Annotated in this window: 14 protein-coding genes; 6 read left to right on the forward strand and 8 right to left on the reverse strand. The window is 63.2% G+C overall.

Going from position 1 to position 19182, the window contains the following annotated elements:
- Positions 1–76: 76 nt before the first annotated feature.
- The 5 genes from xsc to tauA all read right to left on the reverse strand — a co-directional run bounded on the left by xsc (position 77) and on the right by tauA (position 6565).
- Positions 77–1909: a sulfoacetaldehyde acetyltransferase gene (gene xsc, locus HF916_RS15065; protein ID WP_206001890.1), complete on the reverse strand. Its 1833-nt coding sequence runs from the start codon at positions 1907–1909 to the stop codon at positions 77–79.
- A gap of 187 nt (positions 1910–2096) precedes the next feature.
- Positions 2097–3503: a phosphonoacetaldehyde dehydrogenase gene (gene phnY / locus HF916_RS15070; protein WP_168792021.1), complete on the reverse strand. Its 1407-nt coding sequence runs from the start codon at positions 3501–3503 to the stop codon at positions 2097–2099.
- 242 nt (positions 3504–3745) lie between these two features.
- Positions 3746–4666: an ABC transporter permease subunit gene (locus HF916_RS15075; RefSeq protein WP_168789713.1), complete on the reverse strand. Its 921-nt coding sequence runs from the start codon at positions 4664–4666 to the stop codon at positions 3746–3748.
- Complete coding sequence (locus tag HF916_RS15080) at positions 4659–5474, reverse strand: taurine ABC transporter ATP-binding protein (protein WP_168789714.1); 816 nt, start codon at positions 5472–5474, stop codon at positions 4659–4661. The genes HF916_RS15075 and HF916_RS15080 overlap by 8 nt, the downstream gene beginning before the upstream one ends.
- Before the next feature lie 32 nt (positions 5475–5506).
- A complete protein-coding gene (gene tauA / locus HF916_RS15085) occupies positions 5507–6565 on the reverse strand; it encodes a taurine ABC transporter substrate-binding protein (RefSeq protein ID WP_168789715.1) in 1059 nt (352 codons plus the stop codon).
- A gap of 289 nt (positions 6566–6854) precedes the next feature.
- On the opposite strand from tauA, the gene HF916_RS15090 reads away from it, so the two are divergent.
- The gene (locus tag HF916_RS15090) at positions 6855–8381 is read left to right on the forward strand and encodes a PLP-dependent aminotransferase family protein (protein WP_168789716.1); all 1527 of its coding nucleotides are present in this window, start codon (positions 6855–6857) and stop codon (positions 8379–8381) included.
- A 41-nt stretch (positions 8382–8422) separates the two neighbouring features.
- Here HF916_RS15090 and HF916_RS15095 read toward each other — a convergent pair whose 3' ends face one another.
- Both HF916_RS15095 and HF916_RS15100 read right to left on the reverse strand, forming a co-directional pair.
- Positions 8423–9175: an IclR family transcriptional regulator gene (locus HF916_RS15095; protein ID WP_168792022.1), complete on the reverse strand. Its 753-nt coding sequence runs from the start codon at positions 9173–9175 to the stop codon at positions 8423–8425.
- A 118-nt stretch (positions 9176–9293) separates the two neighbouring features.
- Positions 9294–10130: an IclR family transcriptional regulator gene (locus tag HF916_RS15100; RefSeq protein ID WP_168789717.1), complete on the reverse strand. Its 837-nt coding sequence runs from the start codon at positions 10128–10130 to the stop codon at positions 9294–9296.
- 205 nt (positions 10131–10335) lie between these two features.
- Here HF916_RS15100 and HF916_RS15105 point away from each other — a divergent pair, with 205 nt between their 5' ends.
- Positions 10336–11991, forward strand: a complete 1656-nt coding sequence (locus HF916_RS15105; protein ID WP_168789718.1) for a GMC family oxidoreductase — start codon at positions 10336–10338, stop codon at positions 11989–11991.
- 189 nt (positions 11992–12180) lie between these two features.
- Positions 12181–13491 (forward strand): MFS transporter, encoded by a 1311-nt coding sequence (locus HF916_RS15110; protein WP_168789719.1) that lies wholly within the window; start codon positions 12181–12183, stop codon positions 13489–13491.
- A 109-nt stretch (positions 13492–13600) separates the two neighbouring features.
- Here the strand turns inward: HF916_RS15110 and HF916_RS15115 are convergent, their stop codons facing one another.
- Positions 13601–14365, reverse strand: a complete 765-nt coding sequence (locus HF916_RS15115) for an IclR family transcriptional regulator (RefSeq protein ID WP_168789720.1) — start codon at positions 14363–14365, stop codon at positions 13601–13603.
- A gap of 204 nt (positions 14366–14569) precedes the next feature.
- Between HF916_RS15115 and sauS the strand changes: the two genes are divergently transcribed.
- The 3 genes from sauS (at position 14570) to HF916_RS15130 (ending at position 19181) form a co-directional block, all read left to right on the forward strand.
- Positions 14570–16015: an acylating sulfoacetaldehyde dehydrogenase gene (gene sauS / locus HF916_RS15120; RefSeq protein WP_168789721.1), complete on the forward strand. Its 1446-nt coding sequence runs from the start codon at positions 14570–14572 to the stop codon at positions 16013–16015.
- Positions 16012–17664, forward strand: coding sequence for an AMP-binding protein (locus tag HF916_RS15125; RefSeq protein ID WP_168789722.1), 1653 nt, complete (start codon positions 16012–16014; stop codon positions 17662–17664). Before sauS ends, HF916_RS15125 begins: the two co-directional genes overlap by 4 nt.
- Before the next feature lie 134 nt (positions 17665–17798).
- Entirely contained in the window at positions 17799–19181 is a 1383-nt protein-coding gene (locus HF916_RS15130) for an MFS transporter (RefSeq protein WP_168789723.1), read from the forward strand.
- Position 19182: the final 1 nt, after the last annotated feature.

Genomic DNA, 19182 nt, shown 5'->3' on the forward strand with positions numbered 1-19182 from the left:
GACGCGCCTGTTTCCGGCCTGTGCGCGCCGCAGGCTCCGTCTGTCTAAGCACGGAGGCCGCGTGCGCCCAAAACGCTCAGACGTAGTCCTTGTACTTGTCGAGCATGCGCACCGGCTTGGCGAGCGCGTCGCGGCGGAACGGATCGCCCAGTTCACGCGTACACATGATCTCGATGATGGTGGTCTTGCCGTGATTCATTTGCGCGTCGATCGCGCGCTTGAGCGCCGGGCCCACATCTTCGAGACGATCCACCACGATGCCTTCGGCGCCCATCGCGCGGGCAATCGCCGCGAAGCTCTGGTTGTCGAGTTCACCGGCGACGAAGCGGCGGTTGTAGAAGTCCACCTGGTTTTTCTTCTCCGCGCCCCACTGGCGGTTATGGAACACCACCGCCGTCACCGGAATGTTGTGGCGCACGCACGTCATGGTTTCCATCAGGCTCATGCCCCATGCGCCATCGCCCGCATACGACACGGCCGGACGGTGCGGCGCGGCAACCTTCGCGCCGATGATGGTCGGAAACGCGTAGCCGCAATTGCCCCAGCTCATCGCCGCAAAGAAGCTGCGCGGTTTGTTGAAGCGCAGATAGCTGTTGGCCACCGAGTTGATGTTGCCGATATCGGTCGAGACCATCACGTCTTCAGGCATGGCCTTTTCCAACTCGCGCAGCACCTGCCGCGGATGCAGATAAGTGCCGCCGCCGGGCGTGCGCTCCTGCTTCTGCTCTTCGATCATGTCGAGGCTGTAGGCGTCGCGTTCGTGGGTCCAGTCGTCGAGCTCTTTCTCCCACGCGGCTTTCTCCGACGCGGTCTGAGCGCCGCGCTCTTCGCGCGTGGCGTCGCAGGCAATCTTGCGTCCCGCAAGGCGCTCGGTCAGCGCGACGGCGGCGGCTTTCGCGTCGCCGCAGATGCCCACCGAGATCTTCTTCACCAGGCCGAGCATCTTGTGATCGGCATCGATCTGGATGATCTTCGCGTTGGCCGGCCAGTAGTCCATGCCGTGCTGCGGCAGCGTGCCGAACGGTCCGAGGCGCGAGCCGAGCGCGATCACGACGTCGGCGCGCGACAGCAGTTTCATCGCCGCCTTCGAGCCCTGATAGCCGAGCGGGCCGCACCACAGCGGATGGTTGGCGGGGAAAGAATCGTTGTGCAGATAGCTGTTGACCACCGGCGCGTTCAGACGCTCGGCGAGCGCCTTGCACTCTTCGATCGCATCGGCCATCACCACGCCGCCGCCGGAAATGATCACCGGGAATTTGGCTTGCGCCAGCAGTTCAGCCGCTTCGTTCAGGCGTTGCTCACCGCCCGCGCCGCGATCGAGACGCTGCGGCTGGGGAATTTCTACCTTGACCTGACCATAGAAGTAATCGCGCGGGATGTTGAGTTGGGTCGGTCCCATTTCCGCCATCGCGCGGTCGAAGCAGCGGCCCGTGAATTCCGCCATGCGGGCCGGATGGGTGACGTGGCCTTGATACTTGGTGAACTCCTGGAACATGGGCAGTTGTTTGGCTTCCTGGAAGCCGCCCAGACCGATGCCCATGGTGCCGGCCTCCGGCGTGACGATCACGACCGGGCTGTGCGCCCAGTAGGCCGCCGCAATGGCGGTGACGCAGTTGCTGATGCCCGGGCCGTTCTGGCCGATCACCACGCCGTGACGTCCCGAGACGCGCGAATAACCGTCGGCCATGTGGCCGGCGCCTTGCTCGTGCACCACCGGAATCAGGCGGATGCCGGCGGGCGCGAAGATGTCCATGGCGTCCATGAAGGCGGAGCCCATGATGCCGAACATATCGGTCACGCCGTTGGCCGCCAGGGTTTCGACAAACGCTTCCGACGGCGTCATGGCCTGCGGGCCACTGGCACGGTTGTCGGCGGTAGCGTCACGCGGGGAAGGATTCTGCTCGCTCATGGGGTGTCTCCAGCTCTTTGAGATAAGTGGAACAAAAAATACCGAAAAATGCTTGGTGTCTGAAATGTAGGCCAGCAGTTTCAGCGCGTCAACCAAAATTCAAATAAATGGAACGTTTTGTATCAAAAAAATGTATTGCTTCATGGGGGCGGTTTGCGCCGTGGCAGCGACGGCCGCTGCTCCGGCCTCACTGCCACGGCAGCGAGTACGTTTTCACGTTGGTAAAGCTCTTGATCGCTTCCTGAACGCCTTCCTTGTAGCCGAGCCCCGAATCCTTGATGCCGCCGAACGGCGTCAGTTCGAGCCGGTAGCCCGGCACCTCGCGCACGTTCACGCTGCCGACCTCCAGCTCCGCGATAAACCGCGTGATGTAGTCGAGCCGATTCGTGCAGACGGAAGAAGACAGGCCGTAGTCGGTGGAGTTGGAGATACGGATCGCTTCGTCGATGTCGCGAAAACGGATGACCGGCGAAACCGGCCCGAAGGTTTCGTATCGAACAAGCGGCATATCCGGCGTGACGTGATCGACCACGGTCGGCGAATAGAGCGCGCCGCGACGCACGTTGCCGATCAGCAGTTTCGCGCCGCGGCTCACGGCGTCGTTGACTTGAGCTTCGAAGAACTTCGCGGCGTCTTCGTCGATCACGGTGCCCATGTCGGTGGCGGGATCGGCCGGGTCGCCGTAGCGTATTGCGCGGGTCTTTTCCACCAGCAATTCGACGAAGCGGTCCGCTACCGCTTCATGCACGAGCATCCGCTTGACGGCGGTGCAGCGCTGCCCGGAGTTTTTGTACGAACCGGAAACGGCCAGCGTGCTCGCTTCGTCGAGGTCCGCGTCTTCCATCACGATGATCGGATCGTTGCCGCCCAGTTCGAGCACCGCGCGCCGATAACCCATTTTGTTCGCGATGCTTTTGCCGATCGCGACCCCGCCCGTGAACGTAATCAGGTCGACGTGCCGGTTCGTGATGAGTTCGTCGGCGATGTCTTTCGGGTCGCCCGTCACCACCTGAAGCATCTGTTGCGGCAGGCCGGCGCTGTAGAGAATGTCGGCGAGCAGGCAGGTGGACAGCGGCACCTTTTCTGACGGCTTGACGACGATCCGGTTATTGGTCGCGATGGACGGCACGATCTTGTGCGCCACCTGGTTCATCGGATGATTGAACGGCGTGATCGCACAGATCACGCCGAGCAGCGGCTCGCGCTGCGTATAGACGCGGCGCTGTTTGCCGTGCGGCGTCAGATCGCAGGAGAAGATCTGGCCGTCGTCCTTCAGCGCTTCATTGGCGCCGAAGATCAGTACATCGCTGACGCGGCCCGCTTCGTATAACGAATCCTTTTTGCAGAGGCCGGACTCAGCGGTGATCAGATCGGCGATTTCGCCGGTCCGTTCGCGCACGATATCCGCCGCGCGGCGCAGGATCTGCGCGCGCTCATAGCGTGTGAGTTTGGCGCGATAGGCGTGCGCATACTCGAAAGCGTGGCGCACGTCGTCCACGGTGGCTTTCGGAACGGTGCCGACCCGTTCGCACGTGTAAGGGTTGAATACCTCTATGACTTCGGCGCGCGTGACCCTTTCGCCGCCGATGCGCATGGCCTCGTGCCGACCCTCAATAGATAGCTTCGGTTTAACGATGGCGTTCACGCGGCCCCCTGACTGGATTGACGATCGTGGAAGGTAAATGTCTTACCGTTGAGGTTGATATTGCCGGTGGGCACGGCAACGGGGTAGAGCCAGCTTGGGGGAGTCGCTGAGTCCAGCATCGTGTCTACGTGAGGCAAAACAAGAAAGGGCCCGAAGAAGGGCCCTTGTCAGCGAAGTACGGCGACGCCTTGTCAGACTTTGCCTTTCCAGGGCACCAACACCCGCTCGATATAACGCATCAGCAAATCAAAGCAGAGCGCAAAGAACCCGATCACGATGATCCCCATGATCACCACATCGCTCGCCAGAAATTCCGCCGCGTTGAGCACCATGAAGCCGAGGCCGCTGGACGAAGCGACCATTTCAGCGGCCACCAGCGTGGTCCAGCCCACGCCGATGCCGATCCGCATGCCGGTAAAGATCTCCGGCATCGCCGACTTCAGGATCACGTACAGCACCACCTGCGTACGCGAAGCGCCCATCGAATACGCGGCGTGAATCTGTTCGATCGACACCGACCGCACGCCCGCGCGCGCCGCAATCGCGAGCGGCGCGAAGATCGCCAGATAGATCAGCAGCACCTTCGAGAATTCGCCGATGCCGAACCAGATGATGATGAGCGGCAAATAGGCGAGCGGCGGCAACGGCCGGTAGAACTCGATCGGCGGATCGAATGCGCCGCGCGCGAAGCGCGACACGCCCATCATCACGCCGACGGGAATCGCCGTCAGACAGGCAAGCGCGAACGCACCAAACACCCGCAGCAAGCTGATGCCGGTGTGCTGGGCGAGCGTCGAATTGGCAAAGCCTTCCGTTGCGACATAGATGAACTTCGCGTAGACGGCCTGCGGCGACGGCAGGAACAGCGGCTTGATCCAGTGCAGATTGGTCGCCGCGAACCAGAGTGCGATGAACGCGGCGACGGTGATCAGGCTGGTGACGACACTGCTGCCTTGCCCCGGCACGCCGAACGTGTCGCCGGGCCGGGCGGGTTTCTTCGCGAGCATACGAGGACCGCGCCCCGGTCTGCGGGGTGGTCGGATCGGCGTGTTCGTCTCCATGGGTGCGGCCTCGCCGTGCAACACGGCATGAGCGGATTTTGAACTAAACATGAGCGACTCCCGCCTCGGCGCCGTGCAACTTCTCGTCGCCGTAAATGATGTTGAGGACACGCTCGCGCATCGCGATGAAATCGGGACTCGATTTGATCGCCCGTGCGTCGCGCGTTTCGAGAAAGCGGCGATTGAAGTCCAGTTCGTAGGTATGCGTGATGCGGCCGGGACGCGGCGACATCACGATCAGCCGGCTCGCAAGGAACAGCGCCTCTTCGACGCTGTGCGTGATGAAGAAAAACATCTTGTTGGTCTTCTTCCACACGTCGAGCAGAAGCTCCTGAATGGTCTCGCGAGTGAGCGCGTCGAGCGCGGCCATCGGCTCGTCCATCAACAGCATCGCCGGATCGCAGGTGAGCGCGCGGGCAATGCCGACGCGCTGCTGCATGCCGCCCGAGAGCTGATAGATCATGTGCTTGTGGAAGTCCTGCAGGCCGACCAGCGCGAGGTTGCGCACAGCAATGTCCCGCCGTTGCGCGCGCGGCACGCCTTGTAGCTTGAGGCCGAATTCCGCGTTGTCGATCACGTTGAGCCACGGCAACAGCGCATGCTTCTGGAACACCACGCCGCGATCCGCGCCCGGCCCCGCAATAGGTTCGCCGCCGAGCAGCAACTCGCCGCGGCTCGGCGCGATGAAGCCGGCCATCAGCGATAACAGCGTGGTCTTGCCGCAGCCGGACGCGCCCAGCGCGACTACGAAGTCACCCGAGCGGATCGTCAGGTTGATATCGTCGAGCGCCTGCACGGTCTGCCCGGGACGCTGCCCCGGAAACACCACGCTCACGTTTCTGACAGTCATGTTTTCCATGTTGCCTCCCGATCCCAAGGATCACGGTTACGTCATTTGAGTTTCGCGGCGGCTTCGGCATAAGCCGGCGTCACGAATTTCGAGTAGTCGGGCAAGACGGCGCTGATCTGCTTCTGGCTCTTCAGGAACTCCGAGGTGTCCTTCAGCGCGAGCGCGGCGCGGCTCGTCGTGCCGCCGCCCAGCCATTGCGCGGACGCCTGCTCATCGAGCGTGGGGAAGGCGTAGAGCGACAGCGACGCCGGCACGTCCGCCGGCGAGCCGCCGATCATCTTCGCGATGGCGGCGGCTTGCGGCGACGTCGCGTTCCATTGCGACGGATTGCTGCGGTATTGCTGGTCGGCGTCGGCGATCGCCTTGACGAGTTTGGCCATGAAGTCCTTGTGTTCCTCGCCCCATTTGCGATCGACCGCAATGCCGTCGAAGGTCGGTTTGCCGAGTTTCGAGAGGTCGCCCGACGTGATCAGCACCTTGCCGCTTTTCTTCAGCTCGGCGAGCGCGGGATCCCACACGTAGGCGGCGTCGATGTCGCCGCGCGACCAGGCCGCGACGATCTGATTGGGCTGCATGTTGAGGATCTTCAGGTCAGACGGATTGATGCCCCAGTGCTGCAGCGCGAACATCGTGTGATAGTGGGTCGTCGAAACGAACGGCACGCCGATGGTCTTGCCCTTCAGGTCCGCCGGCTTCGCGATGCCGGAGCCGTTGCGCACCACCATCGCTTCGGCCTGGTTGATGTTGTCGAGAATCCAGAAGAGCTGCAGATCGAGGCCCTGGCTCACGGCGGCGGCGAGCGGGCTCGAACCGATCACGCCGACCTTGACGTCGCCGGATGCCAACGCGGTCGCCACTTTGGCGCCGGACTCGAACTGCCGCCAGTTGATCTTGTAGCCGGTGGCCTTTTCGATCGACCCGTTCGCGATGCCGACCACCCACGGATCGACGATCTGCTGATAGGCGATCGTGATTTCCTTGTCTTCCGCGTGGCCGGGCGTCGCTACGAAACACGCCGTGGCAGCGAAAACCAGCGACAGAACGCAGCGCGCCGTCCATTGGAACCACGGCCGTAATGTCGAGTTTTTATGGCGTTTCATAATAGGTCTCACAATAGGTTCGGACAGCGGGTTTGAACTGCGGCTGTTTATGGAGCACGGAAGTCGTGTGGCCACGACGGGTGCTTGTCCCAATCGCACTGGACGGGGTGAGTCGAGTATCGTCAGTAAAAAATGGAGCAAGTTAGTGCCAGACGGCGCCGATCGTTGAGTCCACATCGGCGCGCCGAACTGCTCTGGCCGGCCCGCGCCATCGCCGCTCATGCGGCAGAGGGCCGTCACGTGCAGCGTTGGCGTGACTGGCGCGGCTCTTTCACTTTCAGGAGGAAGCATGTCTAGCCGTACAGCGACGGCCCTTTGGACGCAGCGTTTTCAGCGTCCGAGCGACTCGAACATGAGCCTGCAAGGGCAGATCCGCCAGATGCTGGTGGCCGCGATTCTGGACGGCCAACTGCCGCCGCAGACCGCGTTGCCGTCCAGCCGGGAACTGGCCGATCAACTGAGCGTCGCGAGAAATACGGTCGTGCTGGCGTACCAGCAACTCGTGGAGGAGGGCTATCTGATTTCACGCGAGCGCAGCGGCCACTTCGTCAATCCGGCGATGCTGGAGGGACGCCACGGCTTCAAGCCGGCGCAGACGCTGCCCGCCCACGAGCTCGACACAGCCCCCGCGCGCCCCGATTGGGCCCAGCGTGTGCAACGGCGGCCGTCCGCGCAGCGCAACATCGTCAAGCCGGGCAACTGGCAGGACTACGAATATCCATTTATCTACGGACAGTTCGACCAGTCGCTTTTTCCGATCAACGACTGGCGCGAATGCTGTATGAAGGCGCTGTCGGTGATGGAGATTCGCAACTGGGCACCGGATCTGATCGGCCGCGACGACGACACGCTGATCCAGCAGATCCGCACGCGCGTGCTGCCGCGGCGCGGCGTGTTTGCGATGCCGGACGAGATCGTCATCACGATCGGCTGTCAGCAGGCGTTATATCTGATCGCCGATCTGCTCGCGCGCGAGCGCACCACGGTGGGCTTCGAAAATCCCGGCTATCCGGACGCGCGCAATATCTTCGAGAACCGCAATGCGCAACTGGTGCCGCTGCCGGTCGACGAGGGCGGCGTGCGCCCCGTCGAAGACGCGCATCTGTTCGCCCAATGCGACTACGTGTACGTGACGCCGAGCCATCAATGCCCGACCACGGCGACCATGCCGATCGAACGCCGGCATGCATTACTGGAACTCGCGCAGAAGCACGACTTCGTGCTGATCGAAGACGACTACGAAAGCGAAAACAACTTCTCGGGCCTGCCGCATCCGGCGCTCAAGAGTCTCGACAAGGCCGACCGCGTGATCTACATCGGCAGTCTGTCGAAGACGTTCGCGCCCGGCTTGCGGCTCGGCTATATCGTGGGTCCGCGCGAACTGGTGCAGGAATTGCGCGCGTTGCGCCGGCTCATGGTGCGGCATCCGGCGGCGTACATTCAGCGTGCGTTCGCGACGTTTCTCTCGCTCGGCCATCACGACGCGCTGCTGCGCCGGCTGGCCCACGCGTATCGTGAGCGCGCGCTGGCGTTGATGGCGGCGCTCGATACGCACATGCCCGAAGCGCGTCACATCCCGATTACAGGCGGGGCTTCGTGCTGGGTGGAAGGCCCGCCCTGGCTCGACGCCGTGCGTCTTGCTGACGACGCCGAACAGCAAGGCATTCTGATCGAACTGGGCGGCGTGTTCTTCATGGACGGGTTGGAGCAGAAGAACTGCTTTCGCATGGGCTTCTCGGCGATCAAGCTCGACAAGATCGACGCCGGCGTGCGCCTGCTGGCCGAACTCGTGCGCAAGCAGAAGCCCGCGCTTTAACCGCGCCTGTCGTCAAACACGCGCGTGAAGAGCGCTAGGCGTCAGAAGGTTGCCGCGAGTTCCTTGGCGGCTTCCTGAAGACGCGGCACGAATTCGAGCGCGCGCGACAGCGGCGCGCGCGAAACCGGCGCATGCACGGCAATCGCTGCAATACAGGCGCCGTTGGCATCGACAACGGGCGCCGCTACGCACACGATCCCAGCCAGAAACTCCTCGTTATCGATCGCAATGCGCTTGTGCGCGGTCCGGTCGAGTTCCGCCTCGAGCAGTTCCGGATCGGTGATGGTGTTCTGCGTGAAGCGTTCGAGCTTCAGCGCGCGCACCAGCGCCGAGCGCTGTTCGCGCGGCAGCATGGACAGCAGCAGCTTGCCGCTCGCGCTGCAATATGCGGGGACGTGCGAACCGGGTTTGAGATCGAGGCGTAACGGCCACGGCGCTTCCATGCGGTCGAGGTACAGCACCTCGGTTTCGTGCAGCATGGTCAGATTGCAGGTCTCGCCGAGATCGGCCACCAGACGCGCGAGGATCGCATGACGCAGGCGCCGCGCGCCGGAATGCATCACCACGCCCAACGCGAGCTGTGCGAGCCGCGGCCCGATCACATACGCGTTCTTCTGGCCGGGCTCGCGAATCACAAGTCCGCCTGCCTCCAACGAAGCCAGCATGCGATGCAGCGACGCCTTGGGCAGCGCGACGTCCTGCGCGATATCGGCAAGCGACACCGGGCCGTCCGAGTTGACGAGGTGTTCGAGCAACGCAAACGCGCGCAGCGTCGGAGTATCCGCTTTGGTCATGCCTGCTGTTCCGGAAAATGGATCGGCGTCATTGTACAACTCCGCTTTGGGCCGCCCGGCCTTGGCGCCGCCGGCTGGAGACTCCGCCGTGTCTAACGGATCGCTCATGGGAAAGGCCTCAACGCTCATGGTACGGATGCTCCGTGGAAGGGCCGGCGGATAACAGCGGAGCGAGCTTCTGCGCCGCGTCCTTGAGTTTCGGCACGGCCTTCAGCAGGTCGTTCAGGCTTGCTCGCGCGGTCGGCGCATGAATCGCCAGCGCGGCCAGCACGTGCCCGTCGCCGGCATCGCGCACCGGCACCGCAACTGCCACCATGCCGCGCACCAGCTCCTCGTTGTCGATGCCGATCCCGCGCACGGCGAGCCGGTCGAGTTCCGCTTCGAGCAGATTCAGCTCCGTCAGCGTGGCTTGTGTTCTGCGCTCCAGCGTCAGCCGTGCGAGCACGGGACGGCGCTCGGCCGGTGGCATCTGCGAGAGGAACAGCTTGCCGCTCGCCGTGCAGTGCAAGGGCACGCGCGTGCCGGGCTGCAGATGCAGGCGCAGCGGTTCAGTGGTCTCCACGCGCTCCAGATAGAGGACGGTGTCGTGGTCCAGCGCGGTGAGGTTGCAGGTTTCGCCGAGCGCATCCACCAGCGAGCGCAGCAGCGAACGGCAGGCTCGCCCGAACGTGTTGTTGGATAGCGTGGTGAGCGCGAGTTGCGCCGCTTTCGGACCCAGCGTGATGCCACGGTCCGTGCCGCGCGAATCGGGCAGATGCGTCACGTAGCCCTGCGCTTCGAGCGATTCGATCAGCCGCATCAGCGTGGCTTTGGGAATGTGCAGGCGCAGCGACAGTTGCGAAAGCGAAAACGGCTGTCCCGCGGCCGCGAGCTGTTCGAGCACGGCCAATGCGCGCAGAGCCCGTGAATCCTCGGCGAGAGGTTCACCGCGTGGGGACGAGCAGAGTGCTTGCATACGCTTCCTGGCTGTCGATCAGTAGCTGTCCAGCGTCCGCGTACGTTGCGCGGGCCGGCCGGTCATTTCTAAAAGTGAAACAAAAAACGCTGTTTCTGTTTCAGATGAGCCGATAGTAGCGGGAATTTCTTGAAGAGGAAACGGGATGACCATAAATTTCAACGAAACATACCGTTTTTTATAAAACATGCAGGAGACAGGTCACATGGCAGACCGATTCGACTTCGTCGTCGTCGGCGCGGGATCCGCGGGTTGTGTGCTAGCCAACCGGCTTTCCGAAGGCGGCCGCTACTCGGTATGTCTACTCGAAGCCGGCCCCGCCGATCGCTTCATGTGGATTCATATCCCCATCGGCTATGGCAAGACGATGTTTCACCCGGTCTACAACTGGGGCTTCTATACCGATCCCGATCCGAACATGCACAACCGCCGGCTCTATTGGCCGCGCGGCCGCACGCTGGGCGGCAGCAGTTCGATCAACGGTCTGATCTATGTACGCGGACAGAAGGACGATTACGACCACTGGGGCCGCCTTGGCAATCGCGGCTGGAGCTGGCAGGACTGCCTGCCGTATTTCAAAAGGCTGGAACACAACGAGCTGGGCGAAGGTCCGACGCGCGGTGTCGACGGGCCGCTGTGGGCCTCGACGATCAAGCAGCGTCACGAACTGGTCGACGCGTTTATTGCGGCCTCGAATTCGTTAGGCGTGGCAAGCATCGACGACTTCAATACGGGCGATCAGGAGGGCGTCGGCTACTATCAGTTGACCACTCGCCGCGGGTTTCGCTGCTCGACGGCCGTTGCTTATCTGAAGCCCGCACGGCAGCGCCAGAACCTGCATGTGGAAACCGACGCGATGGCGTCGAAGATTCTCTTCGAAGGTACCCGTGCCTGTGGCGTGCAGTACCGGCAGCACGGTGCGTTGCGGGAAGTACGCGCCAATCGCGAAGTGATCCTGACCGCCGGCGCGCTGCAGTCGCCGCAATTGCTGCAACTATCCGGCGTGGGACCAGCCGCGCTGCTGGGCGAGTTCGGCATTCCCGTGGTCGCCAATCGCGCGGGCGTCGGCGAGAACTTGCAGGACCATCTGCAAATCCGTCTGATCTATGAAGTGGCGAAACCAATCACGACCAACGATCAACTGCGTTCGTGGACGGGGCGCGCGAAGATGGGCCTGCAATGGGCGCTGATGCGCAGCGGTCCGCTCGCGGTCGGCATCAACCAGGGCGGCATGTTCTGTCGGGCGTTGCCTGAAGAATCGGCGACACCGGATATCCAGTTCCATTTCTCGACGTTGTCGGCGGACTCCGCCGGCGGCAATGTGCACGATTTTCCCGGCTGTACTTACTCGATCTGTCAGTTGCGCCCCGAATCGCGCGGCGCGGTGCGCATTCGCAGCGCCGATCCGCGTGAGGCGCCGTCCATTCAGCCGAATTATCTGGACACCGATCTGGACCGGCGCACGACTATCGCCGGCGTGCGTTTCGCGCGCCGAGTCGCGGCGGCCGAGCCGATGGCAGGGCTGATGAAACGCGAGGTGCGGCCCGGCGCGGATGCGCAGACCGACGACGAACTGCTGGATTTCTGCCGGGAGTACGGACAGACAATTTTCCATCCATCTGGTACAGCAAAGATGGGAGCGGCGGGCGATCCGCTCGCGGTGGTCGATGAACGTTTGCGCGTGTACGGCACGCAGGGGCTGCGCGTGGTCGATTGCTCGATCATGCCGACGCTCGTCTCGGGCAATACGAATGTGCCAATCGTGATGGTGGCTGAAAAAGCGTCCGACATGATTCTGCACGACGCAAGCGGCGTCGATCGAGGCGTGGCGACGACGCCCGCGGCAAAAGTGGCCGCTTAAAGTAGCAACTGAAGTAGCAGGTGCAAAACGACGGCGGGCGATGTCCGCCGCAATACGCAGCCGTGGGCCATTAGTCAATGACCGGCCCGAGGTCTGCACATAAACCGCCCCGGAGGAGACAACTGGGGTTATCGGCCAGGCACGCGTGTCGATACGCGCGGCATGGCCGTCTATTGAGGAGCTGCTGCTATGGCAATCGATCCCCGCGCTATCCGTCGCGTTGCGTTCGCCAGCGTGATCGGCGCAACCGTCGAATGGTATGACTTTTTTCTTTACGGAGTGGTCGCCGGCATCGTATTCAACAAGCTCTATTTCCCCGCCAGCGATCCGCTCGTGTCGACGCTGCTCGCCTATTCGACTTTTGCGGTGGGTTTCGTGACGCGGCCGCTCGGCGGCGTGATATTCGGTCATTTCGGGGATCGTATGGGCCGTAAGTCCGCGTTGATTCTGACGCTCATCATCATGGGGATATCGACGGCGGGCGTCGCGTTCGTTCCCACTTACGCGCAGATCGGCATCTGGGCGCCGATTCTGTTGTTGTCGCTGCGCGTGCTGCAAGGCATCGGGCTCGGCGGCGAATGGGGCGGCGCGGTGCTGATGGCCTATGAATACGCGCCACCCGAAAAGCGTGGCTTGTACGCGAGCCTGCCGCAGATCGGTTTGTCGATCGGACTCTGTCTCGCATCGGGGATGGTCGCCGCGCTCTCCCGCTTATTGCCCGAAACGGCCTTCCTGTCGTGGGGCTGGCGGATCGCGTTCGGCGCATCGCTCGGTCTCGTTCTGATCGGCCTGTATATTCGAGCCAAAGTGATGGAAACGCCCGAATTCCTCGCGCTCAAACGCAATCGGCGCGAAGCGAAGATTCCGTTCGTCGACATGATCACGCGCTATCGCGGCGCCGTGGTGCTCGGCATGGGCGCGCGCTATATCGACGGCGTGTTCTTCAATATCTTCGCCGTGTTCTCGATCGGCTACCTTACGCAGCATGTCTCGATGAGCCGCACCGACGCCTTGCTCGGCGTGATGATTGCGGCCGCCGTGATGTGTTTTTTCATCCCGCTGTTCGGCGGCATGTCCGATAAGCTCGGCCGCGCGCGGGTGTATTTCTGGGGCTCGCTGATTTGCGGCGTGTCGGTGTTTCCGGCTTTCTGGCTCATCGAAATGCAGCCGGCCAACACGCTGTTGATCTGGGCGGCCATCGTGGTGCCCTTCGGCATTTTCTACGCCATGGTGTACGGCCCTGAGGCGGCATTGTTTGCCGAACTGTTCGATGCCGAAGTGCGTTATACGGGTATCTCGTTCGTGTATCAGTTCTCGGGTATCTTCGCGAGCGGGCTCACGCCGATCATCGCGACGATCCTGATGCGGCTGAACGGCGGTAAGCCATGGACCGTGTGCGCGTATGTGCTGTTCTCGGCTTTGATATCGGCGCTGTCGGTGCGCGCGATCGAGAGGAAGCGGGCGGGTGCGTTCGATGCGGTGGTGCACGCGCGGTCGTGACTCTGCAACGTGCTTGGGATCGCAGAAGCGCGGCGCGTGTCGCACAGCGCGCCGCCGCGAAAACCGCACTGACACGTACGCTGCTACGCTACCGTGGCTTCACGCCGTGTCATTCCCGAAACGTCTTCGCGGTCTCTTCCGCCGCGTGGCGCAAATCAGGCACAAAGGCGAGCAGATCGTCGAGCGTGACCCGTCCCACCGGCGCCTGCACGGCAATGGCCGCGCAGGCGCGATTGCGATCCAGCATCACCGGCACGGCAATCGCGATCAGCCCTTGCAGATGTTCCTGGTTGTTGATTGCGAGCAACCGCCGTCGCGTGGTGGTCAATTCCTTGCGCAATGCATCGCGATCGGTGATCGTCCGTTCCGAATAACCGCGCAGCGGCAGCGTCTCGATCACGCGTTCGCGTCTGTCCTTCGGCAGAAAACTCAGCAGAAGCTTGCCGCTCGCCGAGCAGTGCAGCGGCACATGTGAACCGGGCTGCAAATGCATGCGCAGCGGCCATTCGGTTTCGACGCGGTCCACGTAGACGATATCGTTGCCGGAGAGCATGGTCAGATTGCAGGTCTCGCCGATTTTCGCCACCAGTTGTTCGAGCAGCACGTGACGCGCGGCAGCCGGTCCCGCATGCATCAACACATTGACCGCGAGCATGCGCACGCGTGGCGAACATTCGTAAAGACGATCGCCCGCGCCGCGCGTGACGAGCCACGCATCCATCAATTGCACGAGGATGCGGTGGACGGTCTGCTTGGGCAGGCCGAGCGCATTCACGAGTTCCGTCATTGAAAGCGGGCTGCCCGCTTCGGCAAGCGTTTCGAGCACGCGAAACGCGCGCACTGCAGCTGCATTCGACTGGTTTGACGTCGACATCCCACTCCCTCGAAAGCGTATTCACAGCGTTGATTTTGCATCGACTTCATTGCTTTTCGGGACTATGGAAAGTACCGAATTTTGCGTTTTCCGATGCTGGCGAACGCACTGCAATGGATAGCTCGAAAAACGGGACTTCGCTTGAGGCCCGGCTGGCTAGATTGATAGCACTGCAATCAATCTATTCACGCGGAGCGAACCCATATGAACGTCAGGGCCACAGGAGCCGAAATCGCGGGCCACCATGCAAACGGCGAAGCCGAGCGCATCGTTGCCACGCTCGTTGCGAAGGCGCGCGCGGCGCAGCGCGCTTTCGAGCATGCAGGACAACAGGCGCTCGATACTGCCGCCGACGCCGCCGCGTGGGCCATCATGGAGCCCGAGCGCAACCGGCAACTGGCGGAACGCGCCGTGCACGATACGGGCCTCGGCGACGCCGACGACAAGTTCCGCAAGAACTATCGCAAAACGCTCGGCCTGCTGCGCGACCTGCACGGGCAAAAGACCAGCGGCGTGATCGCGGAGGACAGGGCAAACGGCCTCGTCGAGATCGCGCGCGCTGTCGGCGTGGTGGCGGCGATCACGCCGTCGACCAATCCGGCGGCGACACCGGCCAACAAGATCATCAACGCGCTCAAATGCGGCAATGCAGTAATCGTCGCGCCGTCCCCCAAAGGTTACTCGTCTTGCGCGTTGTTGATCGAGTTCATTCACGCGCAATTCGCCAAGGCGGGCATCGATCCAGACCTCGTGCAGATGTTGCCCGCGCCGATCAGCAAGGCGGCGACCGCTGCGCTGATGCGGCAGTGCGATCTGGTCGTCGCCACCGGCTCGCAGGCGAACGTGCGCATGGCGTATGCGAGCGGAACGCCCGCGTTCGGCGTGGGCGCGGGCAATGTCGCTTCGATCGTCACGGCGTCCGCCGATCTGCATGATGCGGCGCGCAAGATCCTGCGCTCGAAAACCTTCGACAACGCGACGAGCTGCTCGTCCGAAAACAGCGTCGTGATCGAAGACGCCGTCTATCAGCCGATGCTGGCCGAACTCGCCGCGTGCGGCGGCGTACTCCTCGATGCCGGACAGAAGGCCCGCTTGCAGGCGGTGATGTGGATCAACGGCAAGCTGTCCGAACAGTGCACCGCCAAATCAGCCGAGGTGATCGCGCGCGTGGCGGGTTTGGAGGAGGTGGCCGCGCGTCATCCCGCCTTCCTGATGGTGGAAGAGAGCGGCGCGGGCAGCGACTATCCGTTCTCCGGCGAGAAACTCGCGCCGGTCCTCGCCGTGTATCGCGCCGCCGACTTCGATGGCGCAGCCGACGTGGTGCGCGGCATCTACGCATACATGGGCGCGGGCCATTCGGTCGGACTGCATTCGACCGATGCCGCGCAAGCGGTCCACCTCGGCGTGACATTGCCCGTCGCGCGCGTGATCGTGAATCAGGCGCATTGCCTCGCCACCGGCGGCAACTTCGATAACGGCTTGCCGTTCTCGCTGTCGATGGGCTGTGGCACGTGGGGCCGCAACAACTTCTCGGGCAATCTGGGCTTTCGCCACTATCTGAACACCACGCGGGTCGCCTATCCGATCGAGGAACGCGTGCCGGAAACGGACGAACTACTCGGCGATTTCTTCGCGAGGTACGGCCGATGAACACGCCCGCTACCCTTCGCGCGCTGATCGACGAGCGCGCCGCGCAGCATCCGGACAAGCCCTTCCTGCTCGCCGCGCTCGACGACGATGAAACACCGGTCCCTGATCGGCGCGCGACCGTCCTGACGTTTCGCGAATTGCGCGACGACTGCCGCGTGCTGGAGGCACGCTTCAGGGACGCCGGTCTGCAGCCGGGCGACGTCATTTCGGTGTTCATGGGCAACGGCATTCAGACGGCCCGTCTACTGCTCGCGGCCATGTACAGCGGGCTTGTCGCCAATCCGCTCAATCTCTTGTGCCAGCCCTCACAGGTGCGCTATATCGTCGATCATTCCGATACGCGGATGATCTTCGCCGCGAGTGACACGCAGGCTGTGATCGGCACAGCCGTGGCCGAATTGCGCGCGGCTGGGCTGACGCGTGAGATCGCGCTGATCCAAACCGAACCGGACGACGCCGAACCGCCTTCGCTCGTAAAGCGCGAGCCGGCTATGGCCGAAGCCGCAGCCCATGGCGCGAGCGCTGCTGCCGCGCCAGCGTTCGCGACGCGCAGCACGCCTCGGCACACAGTAGACGCCGCAACGTCACATGAGCCCACAGCAGACGATGTCGCGTTGCTGATGTACACCTCAGGCACCACAGGCACGCCCAAAGGCGTCCTGCTGACGCATCGCAACCTGGTGGCGAACGCACGCAACATCAGCGCCGAACACCGGCTGACGTCGGACGATCGCGTGCTCGCGTCGTTGCCGCTTTATCACATCAACGGTCTGGTCGTGACGCTGCTCGCGCCGCTGTTTCATGGCGGATCGGCGGTCATGACGTCGCGCTTCTCCGCCCGCACGTTCTGGCGCGACGTCGCGCTGCATGCCTGCACGTGGATCAACGTGGTGCCGACGATCGTCGCCTATCTGCTCAACGCCGACGAAGCGTGCACTTACGATCTGTCGGCGCTGAAGTTTTGCCGCAGCGCGTCGGCCGCATTGCCCGTCGATCATCATCGCGCGTTCGAGGCGCGGTTCGGGATCGGCGTGATCGAAACCATGGGCATGACGGAAACCGCCGCGCCAATCTTCAGTAATCCGTATGAAATGGACCGGCGGCGGGTCGGCAGCATCGGCCTGCCTTCGGGTGGCGAAGCGAGAGTGATCGATCGAGAAGGGCGCGAATGCGCCGCCAACGAATGCGGCGAGCTGGTGTTGCGCGGCGAGCAGGTGATGGGCGGCTATTACAAGCGGCCCGAAGAAACGGCCGCTGCCTTTACGCCGGACGGCTGGCTGCGCACCGGCGACCTCGGTTATCGCGACGCGGACGGCTACTTCTACATCAACGGCCGCGCCAAGGAACTGATCATCAAGGGCGGCGAAAACATTGCGCCGCGCGAAATCGACGAGGCGTTGTTGCGTCATCCCGGTGTGCTGGATGCTGCGGCTGTCGGCGTGCCCGATCCGGCATACGGCCAGGAGATCGTCGCCTTCGTGGTGCCGCGCACGAGCGACGGACGCAGCGCGCCCGACCCGGCGGATCTGCGCGAGCACTGCGTGCGCGAACTCGGGCGCTACAAGACGCCGAAAGAGTTTCGCTTCGTCGATGAACTGCCGCGCGGACCTTCCGGGAAAGTGCAGCGGCTCAAGCTGGTGCCCAGCTGACGCGGCGCCGCCCGCGAGCGGGCAGGGCGCGGGCGGAGACACATCGGCAGTCGCAGTGCGGTAAGTCGGACGGCCGCTCGCGGCCATCGTCGAGACGCATTAGAGATCGATACATACAATAGAAAGGAGACAGCATGGAAACGCGTATCCGGCGTGTCAAGACACGCCATATCATCCTGGCGGTCATGTGCCTGATGTACTTCATTTCGTACATCGATCGCGTGAACATTGCGGTGGCCGGTCCGTTGATTCGTCACGAAATGGGACTCACGACCGTTCAGCTCGGCCTGGTGTTCTCGGCCTTCGCTTATCCGTATGCGGCCATGCAGGTCATCGGCGGCTGGCTCGCCGACAAGTACGGGCCGAAACTGGTGCTCACCGTGCTGTCGCTGATCTGGGGCGTGGCCACGCTCGCCACCGGTTTCGCGGGCAGCGTCACCATGCTGGTTGTGATGCGCTTCGCGCTCGGCATCGGCGAAGGCGGCGCGTTTCCTACCGCGACGCGCGCCTTCACCTACTGGATGCCGGTGGCCGAGCGCGGTTTCGCGCAAGGCATCACGCACAGCTTCGCGCGTCTGGGCGGCGCGATCACGCCGCCGCTCGTGCTGGCCGTGGTGGCGACCGGCGGCTGGCGCGACGCGTTCATTCTGCTCGGCATCGCGAGCCTCGCGTGGACCGTGCTCTACCTGTTCGTATTCACGAATTCGCCGGAACAGAACCGGCGCATCACGCCCGAGGAAACCGCGGAAATCGGCTACCGCGCCGGCGATTGCGATCGCGCCAAACATGCGGCTACGCCGTGGCGCAAACTCGTGCGCCGCATGTGGCTCGTCACGTTTGTCGACTTCTGCTATGGCTGGCTGTTGTGGGTCTATCTGACCTGGCTGCCGTCCTATCTGCGCGAGTCGCGTGGATTCGATCTCAAGCAACTGGCGCTCTTCACCGCACTGCCGCTGCTGGCTGGCGTGGTCGGCGACACGCTCGGCGGCGTCGTCTCGGACAAGCTCTACAAGATCACGGGCCGCTTGCGCTTCGCGCGCTGCGCGGTGCTGGTGGTGGGCATGGGAGGCTCGCTGGTGTTTCTGCTGCCGATGGTGTCCGCCACCGATCCGCTCACGGCCGTGTGGTTCCTGTCGGCTTCGTTCTTCTTCCTCGAAATTACGAACCCGGTGTTGTGGACGTTGCCGCTCGACATCGCCGGCAAGTATGCGGGCACCGCCGGCGGCATGATGAACACGGGCTTCGGCGTGGCGGGGATGATATCGCCGGTGGTGTTTGGCTATCTGATCGAGAAGACCGGCAGCTACAACGTGCCGTTCAATATCTCCGCGGGCCTGCTCGCGGTCGGTATCCTGGCCGCACTCTTCATCGACACCAGCAAGACCGTCGAGGCCGATGAGGAGCGCGAGCGCGCCGAGGGCGTGGAGTTGGGCGGCATGCCGTCTTTCCTGCACGCAGGCGCGGGTGTGAGGCTGGAGCGCCATCACTTGCGCCGGCCGTTGCGTTGGCGCAAGTGAG

The organism is Paraburkholderia aromaticivorans (genome assembly GCF_012689525.1).
Taxonomy (GTDB): Bacteria; Pseudomonadota; Gammaproteobacteria; order Burkholderiales; family Burkholderiaceae; genus Paraburkholderia; species Paraburkholderia aromaticivorans_A.